This is a genomic window from Thiomicrospira sp. ALE5 (genome assembly GCF_900112445.1).
Lineage (GTDB): Bacteria > Pseudomonadota > Gammaproteobacteria > Thiomicrospirales > Thiomicrospiraceae > Thiomicrospira.
The window spans coordinates 553,051-571,134 of the sequence record NZ_FOYY01000003.1 but is presented as its reverse complement, the minus strand read 5'-3'; the positions used below and the strand labels follow the sequence as shown (position 1 = coordinate 571,134).

The 18,084-nt window shown below is 46.0% G+C and carries 17 protein-coding genes; 11 read left to right on the top strand and 6 right to left on the bottom strand.

The genetic code is table 11. The features are described 5' to 3' along the window. The first annotated feature begins 30 nt into the window (after positions 1-30). Genes yegQ through BM293_RS02905 form a run of 3 tightly spaced genes read left to right on the top strand, consistent with a single transcriptional unit; the run spans position 31 to position 2,474 of the window. Entirely contained in the window at positions 31-1,461 is a 1,431-nt protein-coding gene (gene yegQ / locus BM293_RS02915; protein WP_093446678.1) for a prephenate-dependent tRNA uridine(34) hydroxylase TrhP, read from the top strand. Positions 1,462-1,509: 48 nt separating this feature from the next. Further along, the gene (locus BM293_RS02910; RefSeq protein ID WP_093446677.1) at positions 1,510-1,767 is read left to right on the top strand and encodes a YfhL family 4Fe-4S dicluster ferredoxin; all 258 of its coding nucleotides are present in this window, start codon (positions 1,510-1,512) and stop codon (positions 1,765-1,767) included. Between the two features lie 23 nt (positions 1,768-1,790). After that, positions 1,791-2,474 (top strand): glutathione S-transferase family protein, encoded by a 684-nt coding sequence (locus BM293_RS02905; protein ID WP_093446675.1) that lies wholly within the window; start codon positions 1,791-1,793, stop codon positions 2,472-2,474. A 30-nt stretch (positions 2,475-2,504) separates the two neighbouring features. Here BM293_RS02905 and hflD read toward each other — a convergent pair whose 3' ends face one another. Genes hflD through BM293_RS02890 form a run of 3 tightly spaced genes read right to left on the bottom strand, consistent with a single transcriptional unit; the run spans position 2,505 to position 4,970 of the window. Continuing rightward, on the bottom strand, positions 2,505-3,182 hold the full coding sequence (gene hflD / locus BM293_RS02900) for a high frequency lysogenization protein HflD (RefSeq protein ID WP_093446673.1): 678 nt from the start codon (positions 3,180-3,182) through the stop codon (positions 2,505-2,507). Positions 3,183-3,207: 25 nt separating this feature from the next. Beyond that, positions 3,208-4,368 carry a tRNA 2-thiouridine(34) synthase MnmA gene (gene mnmA / locus BM293_RS02895; protein WP_093446672.1) on the bottom strand — a complete coding sequence of 387 codons (1,161 nt, stop codon included), beginning with the start codon at positions 4,366-4,368 and terminating at the stop codon, positions 3,208-3,210. Positions 4,369-4,400: 32 nt separating this feature from the next. Continuing rightward, positions 4,401-4,970 carry an rRNA large subunit pseudouridine synthase E gene (locus tag BM293_RS02890; RefSeq protein ID WP_093446670.1) on the bottom strand — a complete coding sequence of 190 codons (570 nt, stop codon included), beginning with the start codon at positions 4,968-4,970 and terminating at the stop codon, positions 4,401-4,403. 72 nt (positions 4,971-5,042) lie between these two features. On the opposite strand from BM293_RS02890, the gene BM293_RS02885 reads away from it, so the two are divergent. From BM293_RS02885 to clpA, 3 genes are read left to right on the top strand one after another with little or no spacing between them, the layout of a single operon-like run. Beyond that, positions 5,043-5,795, top strand: coding sequence for a DnaJ domain-containing protein (locus BM293_RS02885; RefSeq protein ID WP_093446669.1), 753 nt, complete (start codon positions 5,043-5,045; stop codon positions 5,793-5,795). Between the two features lie 39 nt (positions 5,796-5,834). After that, the gene (clpS, locus tag BM293_RS02880) at positions 5,835-6,131 is read left to right on the top strand and encodes an ATP-dependent Clp protease adapter ClpS (RefSeq protein WP_093446667.1); all 297 of its coding nucleotides are present in this window, start codon (positions 5,835-5,837) and stop codon (positions 6,129-6,131) included. A 27-nt stretch (positions 6,132-6,158) separates the two neighbouring features. Then, positions 6,159-8,429 (top strand): ATP-dependent Clp protease ATP-binding subunit ClpA, encoded by a 2,271-nt coding sequence (gene clpA, locus BM293_RS02875; protein ID WP_093446666.1) that lies wholly within the window; start codon positions 6,159-6,161, stop codon positions 8,427-8,429. 80 nt (positions 8,430-8,509) lie between these two features. Here the strand turns inward: clpA and BM293_RS02870 are convergent, their stop codons facing one another. Both BM293_RS02870 and BM293_RS02865 read right to left on the bottom strand, forming a co-directional pair. Further along, positions 8,510-9,145, bottom strand: coding sequence for a rhodanese-like domain-containing protein (locus BM293_RS02870; protein ID WP_093446664.1), 636 nt, complete (start codon positions 9,143-9,145; stop codon positions 8,510-8,512). A gap of 133 nt (positions 9,146-9,278) precedes the next feature. Then, entirely contained in the window at positions 9,279-10,190 is a 912-nt protein-coding gene (locus tag BM293_RS02865) for a 1-aminocyclopropane-1-carboxylate deaminase/D-cysteine desulfhydrase (RefSeq protein ID WP_234968871.1), read from the bottom strand. 63 nt (positions 10,191-10,253) lie between these two features. Between BM293_RS02865 and BM293_RS02860 the strand changes: the two genes are divergently transcribed. Then, positions 10,254-12,659, top strand: coding sequence for a Lon protease family protein (locus tag BM293_RS02860; protein WP_093446661.1), 2,406 nt, complete (start codon positions 10,254-10,256; stop codon positions 12,657-12,659). 30 nt (positions 12,660-12,689) lie between these two features. On the opposite strand, the gene BM293_RS02855 is transcribed toward BM293_RS02860, so the two are convergent. Beyond that, positions 12,690-13,238, bottom strand: a complete 549-nt coding sequence (locus tag BM293_RS02855) for a DUF2062 domain-containing protein (RefSeq protein ID WP_093446660.1) — start codon at positions 13,236-13,238, stop codon at positions 12,690-12,692. Between BM293_RS02855 and BM293_RS02850 the strand changes: the two genes are divergently transcribed. The 4 genes from BM293_RS02850 (at position 13,237) to BM293_RS02835 (ending at position 18,072) form a co-directional block, all read left to right on the top strand. Continuing rightward, complete coding sequence (locus BM293_RS02850) at positions 13,237-15,699, top strand: DNA internalization-related competence protein ComEC/Rec2 (protein WP_093446658.1); 2,463 nt, start codon at positions 13,237-13,239, stop codon at positions 15,697-15,699. The two genes, BM293_RS02855 and BM293_RS02850, sit on opposite strands and share 2 nt — an antisense overlap. Before the next feature lie 99 nt (positions 15,700-15,798). Then, a complete protein-coding gene (locus BM293_RS02845; RefSeq protein ID WP_093446657.1) occupies positions 15,799-16,149 on the top strand; it encodes a P-II family nitrogen regulator in 351 nt (116 codons plus the stop codon). Continuing rightward, a complete protein-coding gene (locus BM293_RS02840) occupies positions 16,149-16,556 on the top strand; it encodes a CBS domain-containing protein (protein WP_093446655.1) in 408 nt (135 codons plus the stop codon). Before BM293_RS02845 ends, BM293_RS02840 begins: the two co-directional genes overlap by 1 nt. 7 nt (positions 16,557-16,563) lie before the next feature. Further along, the gene (locus BM293_RS02835; protein WP_093446654.1) at positions 16,564-18,072 is read left to right on the top strand and encodes a DUF1538 domain-containing protein; all 1,509 of its coding nucleotides are present in this window, start codon (positions 16,564-16,566) and stop codon (positions 18,070-18,072) included. Positions 18,073-18,084: the final 12 nt, after the last annotated feature.

Below are 18,084 nucleotides of genomic sequence, written 5' to 3'. Positions count from 1 at the left end.
AAGTCGGGAATTTTTGAGGGGACTCCACGCATGTTTAAATCTGAACTCTTATCACCCGCTGGCACCATGAAAAACATGGAATATGCCTTTGCCTATGGTGCCGATGCTGTTTATGCCGGCCAGCCTCGTTACAGCCTGCGCGTGCGTAATAATGAGTTCGATCACGATAACCTTGCTAAAGGCATTGCGCGCGCGCATGAACTGGGTAAAAAGTTTTATGTGGTGACCAACATTGCCGCCCACAATTCTAAGTTAAAAACCTTTTTGAAAGATATCGAGCCGGTGATCAATATGAAACCGGATGCATTGATTATGTCAGACCCCGGCATGATTATGATGGTGCGTGAGCACTTCCCTCAGCAAGAAATTCATCTATCAGTACAATCGAATGCGGTGAATTGGGCTACCGTTAAATTTTGGCACCAAATGGGCATTACGCGAGTGGTGTTGTCGCGTGAGCTGTCAGTGCAAGAAATTGCCGAGATACGTGAGCAAGTACCTGAAATGGAATTAGAAGTTTTTGTGCACGGCGCTTTATGTATTGCCTACTCGGGGCGCTGTTTGTTATCAGGTTATATCAATAAACGTGACGCCAATCAAGGCACCTGTACTAACGCTTGCCGCTGGAATTACAACACCTATGAAGGCAAGGAAAATGCAGCGGGCGATGTGGTCGGCGTCGAGCGGATTACCGATTTAACCGGTACGACGGACCGTCCTGCGCCCAGTGTTAATGAATTAGCAAATCCGGAGCCGACCTTGGGTGTCGGTGAGACCACGGATCGCGTCTGGTTGCTTGAGGAGCAGGGGCGTCCAGGTGAATTGATGCCGGCCTTTGAAGATGAACACGGCACCTATATTATGAACTCAAAAGATTTGCGCGCCGTTGAGTTGATCCCCGACTTGGTGAAGATGGGGGTGCACTCCCTTAAAATTGAAGGTCGCACGAAATCGCATTACTATGTGGCGCGTACGGCACAGGTCTATCGTAAAGCGATCGATGATGCAGCGGCCGGTAAACCGTTTGATTCAGATTTATTATTACAACTTGATGGCTTAGCCAGTCGTGGCTATACCGAAGGGTTTTTGCGTCGTCATGTGCATTCAGAATACCAAAACTATGACTATGGCGTATCTAAGTCAGAATATCAGCGTTTTGTCGGTGAAGTTATTGCGTCAACGGATGAATGGCTGACTATTGACGTAAAAAATAAATTCTGTGTCGGTGATTCAATTGAAATTATGACACCTGCCGGCAATATGACCATGGTGCTGGATCAGCTGCTCGATAAACACGATCATCCGATTGATGCGGCGTTAGGTTCCGGTTGGATTGCCAAAATTCCGAATCCGTTTAAAGGACTGGCGGCCGATGTGTTGGCGTTTGGCTTATTAATGCGTAACGAAAGCTGGGGCGGTGATCCGGTGCGTGATCAAGCCGCTGTTGCGGCTTCGGCATAAGTATAGCTATTCTTAGCCAAACTTAAGTGTGATTGAGGGCAGGTATCGATGGCATTAAAAATTTTATCCGGTTGCATTAACTGCGATATGTGTGAGCCAGAGTGCCCCAATCAAGCGATCTCGATGGGCGAGAAGATTTATGAAATCAACCCTGACTTGTGTACCGAGTGCGTGGGGTTTTATGACAAGCCCACCTGTATTAGTGTTTGCCCAATTGATGTGATTATTACCGATCCGGCGCATATAGAATCGAAAGAATCCCTGTTAGAAAAATTTACGCATTTGGTCAATACTGATCGAATTTGATACATCTAAACGAGGTGCTAGCTATGACAACTCCTGCGATTCCTAAACTTAAATTAATCAGCTTTAAGCTTTGTCCTTATGTGCAGCGTACCGTGATTACCTTGCTCACTAAAAACGTGCCTTATGAAATTGAATACATTGACTTAAATAATCCACCAGAGTGGTTTAAAGCCCTCTCCCCCCTAGGCAAGGTGCCGGTCATGCAGGTTAATGACGATCAAGTGTTATTTGAATCGTCGGTGATTCAAGAATATGTTGATGAAATTACCCCGCCAAGTTTGCATCCGGTTGATCCGTTGGTTAAGGCTAAAAACCGCGCGTGGATTGCGTTTGGGGGGGAGCTAATGGGTATGAATGGCTTGCATGGTATTGTTCATGAACAAGATCAGCAGGCCTGCGATAAGATTATTGCGTCGATTCGTAGTTTACTTGAGCGCTTGGAGCAGGTGCATTCGGGTGCGCGCTTTTTTAATGGCGAAACATTCAATTTGATTGATGCTGCCTATGCGCCGATGTTAATGCGTTTTGAATTGCTAAAAAACCATTGTGATTTAGATGTGCTTGAAGGACTGCCTAAATTGCAGGCCTGGCAGCGTGAACTGATGACGCTAGAGGCGGTACAAAGCTCAGTGGTGCCTGAATTGCCGCAACTTTATCGCGGCATGATTAGTCACTATGACGGCGTCATGGCGAAACGTTTAAAATAACAGTCTAATCCTGCCTTAATAACTTCTGTCTTAATGACGGCGAAATAAACTTTCGCCGTCTTGTCGATCGTTTTTAGGTCGATACATTGATTGCGCAATCCGTAAAATCTTCTTACGACTCCATAACAACTTCCAACGACTGCCGCCACATTGCCGCCATAAAATCGCCGAGCGAATGCCTGCTAGTAACAGTGCCCGGATTTTATTGGCATTATGGGTGTTTTGTAGGTGACCATGCTGTCCTTTAACCATGATGCGCGGCGAAAGTTCGCTGACATTTTTGGCATAGACATTAGCCAATGATGCAATGACATTTTCATGAAAATCATCAAATAATAAGCGTTGTTTTCCGGCTTGGCTTAAACCCTGTGCGATTGAGCCTAATACCCCATCGGCCTGATGAACACTGCGTTCTAAGGTAATCAGATTAATAGCATAACGGGTGATTTCTAAGTTGCGGAGTTCTTCTGTGCTACTGCTACCCATCTGCGCAAGCAGGGTTGAAACCCCTCCCTGCAAGTTAGCCATATCACCGCCATAGACATCAAGGGTGTTATCAGGATTCATAATGAATAGCGAGTTGATTGCCGTTTTAAAAGCCAGATCATCGTGTTTACCGGTGGTAGCGATGTCATACACACATTTGGCTACTTGGTAAATACCTAGCAGGGCTTGAGTGCGGTCTTGTTCAGTGTAATAGTCGGCCATGAAAACTCTACCTTCTGTGTTTAATTTATATAGGTGCGTTTGAATCTAGACGCAGTGCTTGCCAGCTATCATGGCGTGCGTTGATAACACCGCCACCTAAGCATAGCTCACCATCATAAAACACGATCGACTGCCCTGGGGTGATGGCTTTTTGTGGCTGTTCAAACTCTACAACAATCTGTGCTTTGTTTTGGTCGTCAGGTTGAATATCACGAATCCAGCAGGCCTGCTCGTGTTGGCGATAGCGAATTTTAGCAGTGAGGAGTCTATTTAAGGCTGGCGCTTCACCCGATACCCAATCTAAATCTTGCGCCGATAGGGCGCGGTGATACAAACTAGGCTGTTGATCACCCTGGGCGACAATCAGTTGATTCGTCGTGAGGTTTTTGTCAACCACAAACCAGGGTTCACCGGACTCGCCGTGACCACCACCAATCCCTAAGCCTTTACGCTGGCCGAGTGTGTAATACATTAAACCTTCATGCTGACCCACCTTGTCACCTTGCTCGTTAACAATATCACCCGGCTGGGCGGGTAAGTAGCGCTGTAAAAAGTCCTTGAATTTGCGTTCACCAATAAAACAGATGCCGGTGCTATCTTTTTTATTGTGAACCACCAGGCCTGCTGCCTCGGCTAACTGACGCACCTCAGGTTTAGGTAAATGACCAATTGGAAACAGGGTGTGAGAAAGTGCATACTGCTGTAAGGTATATAAAAAATAACTTTGATCTTTATTGGGGTCTAAGCCTTTTAATAGTTGGTAATCGCCATTAGTGGATTGCTGCACCCGCGCATAGTGGCCGGTGGCAATTTTGTCGGCGCCCAATGCCAGCGCGTGATCTAAAAAGGCTTTAAATTTGATTTCTTTATTACATAAAATATCGGGATTCGGGGTGCGGCCGGTTTGGTATTCGGTTAAGAAGTGTTCAAAAACATGTTGCCAGTATTCTTGAGCAAAGTTTTCAACATGCAGGGGAATATCAAGGCGCTCGCATACCGCAAAGACATCTTGTAAGTCTGCCGCGGCAGGGCAATAATCATCGGTATCATCGCCTTCCCAGTTTTTCATAAACAGGCCTTCAACCTGATAGCCTTGCTGTTTAAGTAACCAAGCGGTGACTGACGAATCAACACCACCGGACAGACCGACAATCACTTTAATGGTTTGGTTAGCTGGGTTAAACATAGATACCTAATCGTTTTATATAAATACGGGCATTATTTTAACAGATTCAGTAGGGGTGCAAACTGCCATTCACCGGGGGCTAAATTGTCTAACTTGTATGGCCCTATTTGATAGCGAATCAGGCGTAGAGTGGGAAGGCCGACCGCAGCGGTCATGCGTCTTACTTGCCGATTACGCCCTTCGCTAATCGTTATACTGAGCCAAGCAGTGGGAATGCTTTTACGTTCACGAATCGGTGGGTTTCGTGGCCAGAGTTCTTTAGGTTCAGCTATTAAAGTGACGTTTGCCGGTAGGGTTGGGCCATCTTTTAGCGTCACGCCCTTGCTTAATGCGTTCAGCGCCTCTTCAGTGGGTGAGCCTTCTACTTGCACCCAATAGGTTTTAGGCAGTTTAAACTTGGGGTGGCTGATTTTATGTTGTATCCGACCATCATTGGTCAAAAGCATTAAGCCCTCACTATCACGGTCAAGGCGTCCGGCAGCATAGTAACCCGGTTGATCAATAAAATCGGCTAAGGTCGCGCGTCCTTGTTCATCGGTGAACTGACATAGAACATCATAGGGTTTATTAAAGAGTAGGATGGGCTTGCTTGGTGTTGGCATTTTTATTGCTTAGATTGCTTCAATTAAACAAATTATAACGCATCCTTAACGCTAATTAAGGCAGGAATCCATATGCTGGCACAACAATTTGATCTCACTAAAGACTATTTTGCCGTGTTAGGCGTGCCTTTTGAGGCATGTGATAAAACCATCAAAGCGGCTTATCGCAAAATGGCACGACGCTTTCATCCCGATGTGTGTGTGCAAGAGGATGCGAAAACACGCTTCCAAGAAGTCGCTGAAGCCTATGAGGTATTATCTCGTCATAAGCAAGCTTATACGCGAGCTCGAGGGCAACATCAGTCGCGCACGAGTCAAAGTCAGCATGACACATTTTATCGTTCGCAGTCATGGCGTGCAGGCAGTAGCCCCATAAGAGGGCGTGATCGAGTCATGACTTATCCGCTAACACTACGTTATGCCATTCGCTTATTACATCAAGGTTATTTTTATTTGCCTGGCATTAAAGTGAAAATGAAGTTTAATCGTGATGCTTTTGAGGGCAAAACTTTCCGTATACCCGGCAAGGGGTATCCGGGTCTGTATGGCGGCGCTTCGGGTGATTATTTGGTGAGGTTTAACATCAGTAAGGAAAGTCTGAGTTGGCGGCTAGAGGGTGCAGACTTGTATGGTGAGGTCAAGGTGCCTGCGTGTTTATTAGTACCCGGCAAAAAAATTCAATTTGAATCGCCTGTTGGCCGATTGAGTTTAGTGGTTCCACAAAATTATCAACAAGGTAAGCTTGTTCGTCTTCAGAATAAAGGTTTGCCATGCGAAAAGCATGGATTGACTGGGCATTTGTATGCTAAGTTAGTCGCTGCCTAGTCAATAAAACTATTCAATTATATTTCTAAACATCCAACTATGACTGATGCTGTTGTATTAAGTCCTGCTAAGCAGGCAGTGAAGCCACCCAAACGATATAAAGTGGTGCTACTTAATGACGATTTTACCCCAATGGACTTTGTTGTCGATTTGTTGATGAAGTTCTTCCGAATGGATTATGATAAGGCTATGCAGGTTATGTTAGCCATACACCATCATGGCAAAGGGGTATGCGGTATTTACACGCGAGAGATTGCAGAAACCAAGTGTTATCAAGTTAATCGCTATGCACGAGATCACCAACATCCATTGTTGTGTCAAATAGAAGCCGAATAATTTACCTTTAATACGGAAGATGCCACTATGTTAAGCAAACCCGTTCAAATGTCACTTAGTAACGCTTTTAGCGTTGCACAAGAATATGAGCATGAATTTGTGACGCTTGAGCATCTATTGCTTGAGTTGCTCAATCTTCCTGACGTACAGGAACTTCTCAACGCCTGTGGTGCCCACATTGACAAAATAGAACTTGATATAGAACGTTACCTTGAGACAGAGCCCAAACAGCCACAGTCAAGTCAAGCCTTAGAAATTCATCCCACTATGTCATTCCAACGTGTCATTGAGCGCGCTATCTATATGGTGCAATCCAATGGTAATAATGAAGTATTGGGTGTGCATCTAATCGCGTCTATGTTTGCTGAACCGGATTCTCATGCTGTTTATATTTTAGAATCCAATGGCGTTGAGCGCGTAGATGTTAAAAGTTATTTGGCTCATGGTGTGGTTACTGATGGTGAGCAAGATGACCTCAATCAAGATTTGCAACAACAAGTCGATCAAGATGGTGATGAGTCAAATGAGTCAGCAATAACTAATTTTGCGCTTAACTTGAATAAGCATGCATTAGAAGGCCGCATGGATCCTATGATTGGCCGTCAATGGGAGTTAAGTCGTACCTTAGAGATTTTGAGTCGCCGTCGTAAAAATAACCCACTGCTTGTGGGTGAACCTGGTGTCGGCAAAACGTCTATTGCCGAAGGTTTGGCCTACAATATTGTCCATGGTGAGGTGCCGGAGTCTTTAAGTGATGCGGTGGTGTTTAGCTTGGATATGGGGGCTTTATTAGCCGGCACACGTTATCGTGGTGATTTTGAAAAGCGCTTTAAAGCCTTGCTCAATGAATTAGCCCGTCAGCCTCATGCCATTTTATTTATTGATGAAATTCATACCATTATTGGCGCAGGAGCCGTGCAAGGAGGCGCAATGGATGCCTCGAACTTGATGAAGCCAGCATTGGCCAATGGTCAGCTGCGTTGCATTGGCGCGACGACCTATGAAGAGTATCGCGGTATTTTTGAAAAAGATCGCGCCTTGGCACGACGCTTCCAAAAAGTAGAAGTACGCGAACCGAGTGTGCCCGAAACAATCCAGATTTTAAAAGGTTTGAAGGCGCAGTTTGAATCTCATCACGAAGTTAAATATACCCAGCCAGCGTTAAAAGCAGCAGCTGAGCTCGCTGAGCGTTACATTACTGATCGTCACTTACCTGACAAAGCAATCGATGTAATTGATGAAGCCGGAGCCAAGCAACGTTTGGTGCCACCTAGTCGTCGGCGTAAGCAGATTGGTGTGCATGAAATTCAGCAGATTGTGGCCAATATTGCACGGATTCCCATTGCAAATATCACGCAAAAGGAGCGAGATAGCTTATTTGATTTGGAATCGCATTTAAAGCGGGTGGTATTTGGGCAAGATCATGCGATTAGTCAAGTTGTGTCAGCGATTAAACTTGCGCGGTCTGGGTTGGCTAATCCAGACAAGCCGAGTGGGTCATTCTTGTTTGCAGGCCCAACAGGAGTGGGTAAAACAGAGTTAACGCAACAGCTTGCTAAGCACCTTGGTGTAGAGCTGGTTCGTTTTGATATGTCTGAGTATATGGAGCGTCATACGGTTTCACGTTTAATTGGTGCACCGCCAGGCTATGTTGGCTTTGATCAAGGTGGGCTACTCACTGAAGCGGTTAATCGCCAACCTCATTCAGTGGTGTTATTAGATGAAATTGAAAAAGCCCATCCTGATGTATTTAACCTTTTGTTGCAGGTGATGGATCACGGTACGTTAACTGATAATAACGGCCGTAAAGTTGATTTTCGAAATGTGGTGCTGATTATGACCTCCAATGTCGGGGCCGAGATGATGTCGCGTTCGAGTATTGGCTTTACCGAACAAGATCACAGTCAAGACTTCGAGTCCGAGTTAAAGAAAATGTTTAAACCCGAGTTTCGCAACCGTTTAGATGCGGTGATTCAGTTTAATCGTTTAAGTGAAGCTTCAATGGGTTCAGTGGTGAATAAGTTTATTTTTGCCCTTGAACAAACCTTGTCTGAGAAAAAGGTGTCGCTAGTATTAGATAACGATGCTCGCGACTGGTTAGCTAAAAAAGGCTTTGATCCATTGATGGGCGCACGACCGATGTCGCGTTTAATTCAACAGCAAGTTAAGCAGCCGCTGGCTGAGTTGCTCTTGTTTGGTGATTTACAACAAGGTGGTGCGGTTAGAATTAAGCTAGACAAGGCGACTGATAGTTTAAGTTTAGAAGCCGAGTCGGCGAAGCAACTAGCTGATGCCTAATCCTTGCTTGAAGTAATAAACAAGAAACCCAGCAACGGCTGGGTTTTTATTGGCTTAAACGGGCTAAACGAAGCTAGGGTTTATTCGTAAGTTACACCGTATTTTTTAAAATAGACGATATCTGGATCAATGTCATAAGTCCAAGGCATGCCAGAGTTTTTCCAACCATTCACTAAGCGGAAGCCTTTTTTGTCGCCTTCGCGAACCACGCTGCCTTCAAAACCACCTAGCAGTAGGTACACATTTTTATAACCGTATTGATCTAAAATCCGTGCCATCGGCGCCGCGCGCTCAGACGCGGAGCGGCACATAATAATAAATTTGCTATCTTGATCAGCATTTAAGTCCATTAAGCGCTCTTCAAACTCACCAATCCAGTTTGGATGCGGCGCTGGCATATAACGTGGCATATTTTGCACGGTGTCCATTTGTGAGTAATCAAACATCACCGATGGCAGCATAATTTGGGCAAGGGGTGAATAGCCAACAAACATCCATTCTTCCGGAGTACGAACGTCTACTAGAAAGGCATTTTCATCCGCTTTAACCATTTCATAAGCTTGTTCAGGTGTGATATATAAACCCTGTGGGATTTGGTGTGCTTCACGTTCTGGCGCAGGCGACGGCGAGTTAGGCAGCGCATTAGCCATTAGGTTGGCGGATGTGATCATACCGGCTGATAATAGCAGGCCTGCTAAGGCGTTTTTAAGTTTCATTGTGCGAATCCTTATAGGTAAAACGATTAAAAGTAATTAAAAAACAAGTGCTTGCGATGTTTTTTTATATTGCATGAAAGTATAAGCATTTGCTTATATTGAGTCAAGGGTTTTGTCGCCTGGATCCTAATCGCTAGTTCGATCCAGATGTTCTACCTTGTAACCCACCACTATGGTAGAGAATGATTCTGCTCTGTTCGGGAAAACAGGCTTGTTGTAGCAGAGTATCAAAGGCATAAATGAGTTTTGCGGTATAAATTGGTTCGAGTTGTAACTTATGTGTTTGTTCAAAAGACTGTTGGGTGGCCATAATCTCAAGCGTGGTTTTGCCATAACCGCCACCATGAAACGCAACCTTGCCAGCCTGACTTAATAGCCGCCAATTAGTCTGGTGCTGGCCAATCCAAGCTTTAATTTGGGGTATTAAATATTCGGCTTGTTTTAAGCTAGCAATTCCCCATATCTGCTTGTCCGGTGCCGCTTTAGCCAGGCCTGCTAGGGTCGCACCGGTGCCTACTGCGCAGACTAGATGGGTCCAATCGGGGCATTGCTGATTAATTTGTTGAACCACATCGCTCATCGCGCTAACGGCTAAATCATTACTGCCGCCCTCAGGAATGAAATAATAATCAGGGTATTGACTGTGCAGCTGCGCCAACCACTCAGGATCGTGACGGTATCGGTACTGTTGGCGGCTAACAAAGTGCAACGCCATGCCTTGTAGCTCAGCTTGGTTAAGTGTGGGTGACCAGGCCTGCTGCTGATTAGCTAGCTCATCACCACGAATAATGCCAATTGATTTCAAGTTGAATGCCAAGGCGGCAGTGGCTGTCGCGGCAATATGGTTAGAGTAGGCGCCTCCAAAGGTCAGTAGGCCGGCACAGCCGGCTTGTTGTGCTGCAACAATATTGAAGCGTAACTTATGCCACTTATTACCTTGTATAACCGGGTGATTAAGATCATCTCGCTTAATCCAGGCCTGCTGGTAAGTGCCTAAACCGGCCCAATATACCGGTTGCAGCGGTGTTAAAGGGGGTTTAGTCAAAACTTTATTCGTCTCTAAGGGGGTTTGATACAATACGCACCTATTTATTGAGTGGACATTCGCATGCAAAAACTTTGTGTAGACCAACTATATCGTCAAACCCAGATTGATGCACAAGCATTTGAACAAAATGAAATTAGCACCGAAGCTTTTATGCAACGCTTCCACCCGCGTGCTTATCAGTCATTAAATTTTGGTCTGCACCTAAAACGTAACCATAATCATATTTTTATTATGGGTGAACCCGGTGTGGGTCGTATTGGTATGACCAAAGCCTTGCTCAATAAAGCGGCAGCGGCAAAGCCCATGCCCGATGATGTTGTTTTGGTGGCTGATTTAAAGGAGTCGCCCAAAACGCGTTATCTTTACTTTCCGGCCGGTCAAGGTCATGAGTTTAAAGTGGCTATAGAGCAGTTTATTGCCCAGATTAAACATCAACTGCCGTTAGTCTTTGATGGACATGGGTATCAATTACGTTCGCAACAGCTTGAGCGCAAAATGGCCGCCCAGCAAGAAGAGGTGCTGCGTCCGGCTTTCGAATTGGCTGAACAACTCAGTATCGATATCTTGCAGACAGAAAATAATTTTGTGTTACATGCAGTGGTCGATGGCAAAAAGATGCGTTTGGCAGAACTTAAATCTTTGCCGGCTGATGACCAAGTTCGTTATACCGAAGCACTTGATTTAGTTGAAGCGAAACTCAATGAAGGTTTAACCCGTTTTCCAACCATTCAGCATGAGTTTATGGAGGAAGGAAAAGAGCTAAATACGCAGGTCGCTAAAGAGCAGGTCATGCCGCTGGTTAAGGAGTTGAAAGCGCGTTATGACTGTAAAAATGTTCAGGCTTATCTAGACGATTTAGCTCAAGCGGTATTGGCAAAGCTGCATTTGTTTTGGGATCAAAGTGCAGACCAGGTCACAACATCCAATACAGGCAGCGCTAGCTCTGTTTCCTCGCTAGAAGAACTGATTGCAGATCAGCAACAAAATTTAAGTCAGTTTAATGTCAACTTGCTAGTTGATCATCGTGGCTTGGCACATGCGCCAGTTATTTATGAGCAGAATGCTAGCCTGCCAAAACTGTTCGGTTATGCAATTCAATCTGGGCATCAAGGTCTGGGTGGCGACACCCTTGGTTTGGCTATGAATCACCAGGCAGGCCTGCTGCAAAAAGCGAATGGCGGTTTTTTAATGCTTAGCATGGAATCGATACTAAAAGATCCTGAAATTTGGTCAAGCCTTAAAGCGGCGCTGATGTCGCGTCAGTTGAGTTTTGATGTCCCCTCTAGTAATAGCGTGGTGCCTTATCATTTAGCCGATTTCCCATTAAATCTTACGCTCGTACTTTTCGGGCAGGCCGCGCATTTTTACGCTTTACAAGAAATTGATGCGCAGTTTAGCCGTTTATTTAAAGTGCAGGTGGAGTTTGAGGTGGAGTTAGATCGAACGCCTGAACATGAGTTGGCACTTGTGCAACAGCTGGCGAGTGAAGTAGCCGATTGGGATGACTTGCCTGTCGAGCTGTCGGCGTATGAGCGCCTGACAGAATATGCCTCTCGTCTTGCTGAGGACAAAAACCGCCTATACACAAATAAAGCCATTTTGCGTGATGTGTTAGCTGAAGCCAATGCATTTGCGCGCGCAAAGGGTGAGTTTCAAGTCACACGAGATACGATTGAAGCCACTATTGCTCAGCGTGACTTTCATACCGGGTTAATGGAAGACTACTACCATCGCGCTATCATCGAACAACAGGTATTAATATCCTTAACCGAAGAGCATGTCGGCCAGGTCAATGGTTTGACGGTTATGACTGTAGGACGCCAATCTTTTGGTCAGCCGGTGCGAATTACTGCACAAGCTTCAGCAGGCGATGATGGTATTGTCGATATAGAGCGCGAAATTGAAATGGCAGGCCCGATTCACTCCAAAGGCATGTTAATTTTGTCTGGTTACCTTCGTGGTCGTTATATGCGTTATCGATCGCTTGGCTTTAGTGCATCAATTGTTATCGAACAAACCTATGATGGTATTGAGGGTGACAGTGCCTCTTCCCCAGAGCTTTACGCGCTGCTGTCGGCCATTGCTCAGGTGCCTATGAGACAAGATCTAGCCGTGACGGGTTCGGTGAATCAGTTTGGTGAGATTCAGCCTGTTGGGGGTATTAATGAAAAAATTGAAGGGTTTTTTAAAGTCTGTAAAGCACGTGGATTGACGGGACGACAGGGTGTGGTCATTCCTCAGGCTAACCTACGTCATTTAATGCTGAATGCTGAGGTGCGTGATGCGGTTGATCAGGGCGTGTTTCATATTTACGCCATTGAACATGTTGATGAAGGGCTGGCTTTACTAAGCAATCTTGAAGTCGGGGAGCTAAACGAAGAAGGTCACTATCCTAGCCATAGCTTTAACGGTCAGTTGCTGCAAGCATTAGAACGGATGAATGAAAAGCCAAGCGACAGTGATTAACGCAATCGCAGTTAAGGGTGAATTTTAGACTTAACCGCGTGGCTTTTTATAATCGGTTTGTTCTTCCCGTTGGCGCTGTCTTGAGCGCCAACTTAATCGCACTTGTAATTGCCAAACCAGTTGCACCAGTAAGTAACCCAATGTTCCGGCACTGATACCAACCACCAAGCTACCCAGCATTAAGGGTTGCCAGATCGCGACAAAGGTGTGGCCTATCCAGGCCCAACTCATTTCAAAGGCTAAGTTTTCCTTGGCCGCTTCGCCCAAAAGCACCGACCCTAACCAATAATTAAAATACCAAATGAGTCCCATCGTGATAGGATTACTTATCCATACCAGTAAAACACTTAGTGTTAAGTTGGCTTTAAGGCCAATGGCGCTGATGGCGGCGACCAGCATTTGCCAAGGCATGGGCATGGCAGCCCAGAAAGGCCCAATAAAAAAAGCCTTGGCGACAGAGCTGCGGTTTAGGTGCCAAAGATTGGGCTCTTGTAACCAATGCGCAATCCGTGCCAAGCCTGGCTTCTCAAGTAGTTTACCTGGATGAGGTGTCCATTTTTTAAAGAGTTTTTTTGCCATGTTTGTTTGGTTTGCCCTCGGCTGGATCGCCGTCACCCTATGGTTATTTCAACTGCCACACTTGCCATCACCGGTCATTTTTGTGGTTTTTTTAGTGTGGGGTATTTTAGCACAGAGTTTTAATTGGCAACGCCTAGGCCAAGGGTTAATTGGGCTGGCTTTAGGAGGGCTGGCATTGGTGTTGGTGGAGCGTTGGACAGCGCCTTTGCCCTTAACAGCGGTGTCTGATCAAGCGATGATTACGGGACAGCTGGTCAGTCTAGTCACCGAGCAATCGCGTTTTGGGCGTAGCCAGCAGCAAGCGGTGTTTGCGGTGCGTCAGATTGAAGAGATAAATGGCGCAATGCAAGTGCGCTATAGACTACGGCCACGCTATGTCCAATTAAGTTGTTGGGATTGTCCCAATTTACGGCCAGATCATATTTATCGTTTGCAGGTGCAATTGCAGCCAATGCGGGGTTTAAGTAACCCGGGTGGGTTTGACTATGAAACTTGGGTTAAACAGCAAAATCTAGCGGCTCGTGCTAGGGTGCGCATGGATGCAGCAGCCTGGCAGGACGGCCAGTGGGATCTTGGTGCAACCTGGGGTTGGCATCGCTACCGTGATGAGTTAGCCCAGCGGATGCGCAAGCACTGGGGAGAGTCCGAGTTTGCCGGGATTTATTCTGGGTTGCTGTTAGCGGATCGTGGTGCGATTAGTGAAGCGCAGTGGCAGGTGATGCGCGCAACCGGAACGATTCATTTGATGGCGATATCCGGTTTGCATCTGGCACTGGTGGCTGGCATGGGCTATGCACTGGGGGCAATTATCTGGTGGTTCGGTGTGAGACTGCTAGGTTGGTGGCATAGCTGGCCACGGGTCTGGATAGCGGTGCCGGTAGGTTTGGTGTTCGCAACCGTCTATGCTGTTTTAGCGGGTTTTACCCTACCAACGCAACGTGCTTGGTTAATGGTGTTAGTGGTGTTGGTGTTTTTGTTATTGCGGCGTAAACGTCAACCCTGGCCATTATTGTTATTAGCAGCCTGGCTTATTGTGCTCTGGCAACCGGCGAGTGTATTAGCACCTGGGTTTTGGTTGTCATTTTTAGCGGTGGCGATTATTTTTTTATGGCTAGGCTTACCTCGAAAACCGCGTCAAGCCGCTGCTCATCATCCTATTGCGCATAGTCTTCACCAGGCCTGGTCAATACAATGGCTTATTTCATTGGGTCTAATCCCGGGTTTGTGGTGGTTTTATCAGGCCTTTCCTACCTACAGTGTGCTGGCTAATTTGGTTGCGGTGCCGTTTGTCAGTTTTATTGGTTTGCCCTTGGTGTTGCTGACCGCGACCTTGGCAGAACTCGGAGAGTTATTGAGTTGCTGTAATGCGGGTTTAGAGTGGCTGTTAAGGCTATTAATCCGACTGGCTGATAGCCTGTGGTGGCTACTATGGTGGGGTTTGGAAACAGTGGCGGCCTGGCCGCATAGCGAAGTCTGGCTGCCACCGCCAAGTTTGTGGCAGGTGGTGGCGCTCTATAGCGTGATGTTTTTGTGGGTCGCCGGTCAGCAGCAGGCCTGGTGGTGGCGAGCACGCTGGATACTAACCGGCCTAGTGCTTGTTTTGGTAGCCTTAGTGAGTGGGTTTAATTATAAAAATGGCCTTATCAAACAAGAGACCCTTCGGCTGGGTGAGGCACGGGTAACCATTTTAGATGTCGGGCAAGGTCAAGCGGTTGTAATCGATACTCGCAACCATCGGCTTATTTATGATGCTGGCCCGCGTTTTGGGCTCCATAGTGATGCCGGCGAAAGAGTGATTGTGCCTTTTTTAAAACAACGACCTGTTAAAGATAGTCAGGGTTTAATTATAAGCCATGCGGATTTGGATCATGCCGGTGGGGTGGCCTCTTTGCGTCGTGAGCAAACATTCGCTTTGCGTTTAACCGGTGAACCAGCGCGCTTGGCTGAGCAATATCAACAGGATGACTTTGCGTTATGCCAAGTTGGACAGCAGTGGATTTGGGATGAGGTGCAGTTTAGGATTCTCGCACCTGGATATTTTCCGGTGTTGGATCATAACGATGCCTCTTGTGTGTTACGTGTTCAGGGCGGTGCTCAGGTAGTGTTGATTACCGGTGATTTAGGGCGAGCACATGAACGTGCCTTAGTCCGTTATTATGGTGAAGAGGAGGTCAAAGCGGATATTCTGGTGGCTGGGCATCATGGTTCACGTCATTCATCTGATCCGCAGTTTTTAGCAGCCGTCGCACCTGAATGGATTATTTTTAGTGCCGGTTTTCGAAATCGCTTTGGAATGCCGCACCCGGATGTGCTAGCGCGAACCGAGCGTTATACCCAAGCTAAGCCTCTGAATACGACTTGCAGTGGTGCGATAGAATTTACCCTAAACCAAGCGTGCCTGGTACCGCAGTTGTGGCGTGAACGGGCCAAACGTTGGTATCATGCGCCCTGTGATCCATGATAAAAATTCTATTTTAGCCTATTAATTTTAGTTAAAAGCTATAAAATTCAATAGGTCAAGTTAATAACCTTACATCAAAATCCCATTAAGAGGTGAAGCATGAAATTTGTGGCGTTGGTAGTGATTACCTCAGCTGAGTGTGAGTCAGAAGTTAAAGCGCTTGCAAAAGAGGCAGGTGCAGCAGGTGCAACCATTATCGAAGCTAAAGGAAGTGGCGTTGAAGAAAATAAATCTTTTTTTTCGTTAACCTTTGAGGGTAACCGTTCCATTTTATTGTTTGTGCTGGAAAACGGCTTATCAAGAAAGGTGTTACGTGCCTTAAAGCAATATTTTGAAAGCCCGGATAACGATGGCTTAGCTTTCACAGCACCAATTGACCATATCGTTGGTCTTGATAAGGCATTATTAAGTAAATTTGAAATCAATATTGAACAAGAGGAACGTTTGTAATGAGCATGCCTAAAGTACTCGTCAAAGACGTGATGAAAACCAACGTTATCACTATTAAACCTCATGCTAGTCTAAAAGAGGCGATGCAGTTGATGAAGCGACACGGTTTAAAGTCATTAGTGGTTGAGAAGTGTTCAGCGAGTGATGCCTATGGCATTGTCACTAATTCACAAGTGCTGAAAGCTATTTTGGTGGAAGAAGGCGATATTGAGCTATTGAATGTATTTGATGTTTATAACAAGCCGGCTTTTTCGGTATCAGCTGAAATTGATGTGAAGTATGCCGCCAAAATGATGCTTGAACTCAATATCAAGCGCGTCATTGTCAGTGACAATAATGAGTTAAAAGGAGTGTTGAGTGTCACCGATTTAAGTGACTATTTGTTAGCGATGGTCGAAGAAGCCTAGTGTTGTTATGAACGAAATCCTAAAACAACTGCAACACGCACTGTTGGAGTCTGCCCGCAATATCTTGCCAATTTTGATCATTATTATTGGTTTTCAATTGCTGGTTTTTCAAACCGTACCGGATAACGTTATATCCATTGCGATAGGCTTTGCGATAGTTGTTATTGGCGTGGCGTTTTTCCTGGTTGGTCTAGAAGTCGGGGTGTTTCCGTTAGGGAACTCGCTGTCTAACGAGTTTCTGCAAAAGCGCTCGGTGGTGCTGTTTGTATTATTTGGCTTTGCGATTGGTTTTTCCGCCTCAATCGCCGAACCAGCGATTATCGCGGTCGCGCTGCAAGCCGAAGAAATCACCCAGGGGGCGATTGATGCCTTTACTCTGCGCTTAATTATTGCCTCGTCGGTGGGTGCGATTACCGCCTTTGGTATTTTGCGAGCTTTGTTTGGCTGGTCGGTGTCGAAGATCATTATTACGGGTTACATTATCGTATTGGTCATTACCGCTTTTACCCCGAAAGAAATTATCGGCTTAGCCTATGACTCCGGCGGGGTGGCGACCAATGTGGCCACGGTTCCGCTGATTGTCGCGATAGGTATTGGTATTGCCTCCTCGATTCGTGGCCGCAGTGTATTGCGTGATGGGTTTGGTTTTGTCGCGCTGGCGGCGATTACACCGATGATCAGTATTCAGCTCTATGGTATTTTTGCGCTGGGCGACGACTTGAGCATGTTGGGTGTCGGTTATGAAAAACCGATTGAAGAGGCCTATACATTGGCGGACTTTGCGCCTATGGCGATTTTAGCGGGCATTTTCGATACCTTCTTAAATATCTTGCCGATATTAGCGACGATTTTTATCTTCCAATTTTTGGTATTACGTAAGCGTTTACCAAATTTGCCGCGTGTGGTGATCGGTTTTGTATTCTTGGTAATCGGGCTTTATGGCTTTATTCTAGGGATCAAACTGGGCTTATTCCCAATTGGTGAATCCATTGCCGGCAGTCTGGTAGATATGAATAGTGTGTTCTTTATTCTGTTGTTTGCGTTTTTGGTCGGCTTTGGTACCACCATGGCCGAACCGGCTTTGGTGGCGGTGATTAAGCAGGCGGATAGATATTCAGAACTGAGTTTAAACGTGACCTTGATTCGTATCTTGGTAGCGGTAGGCGTTGGTTTTGGTATTTTGCTCGGCACCTATAAAATTGTCCACGGCATGGATATCTGGTTGCTGATTACCTTGCTTTATACGTTTGTGGTGGTGTTGGTGTTTTTCTCGCCGAAAGAAATGCATGCCTTTGCGTTTGATTTGGGTGGGGTGACCACGTCCGAGATTACCGTACCGTTGATTACCGCGTTTGGGATTTATCTGGCGACCAATATTGAAGGCCGAAATATCTTAATGGATGGCTTTGGTTTGATTGCATTTGCTTCGGTGTTCCCAATGATTACGGTATTGGGTTACAGCATTATTGCGCAGAAGATGACAAAACGCCGCTTGCGAACGCCTTCAAAACCCTAGTTAGGAGTGGTT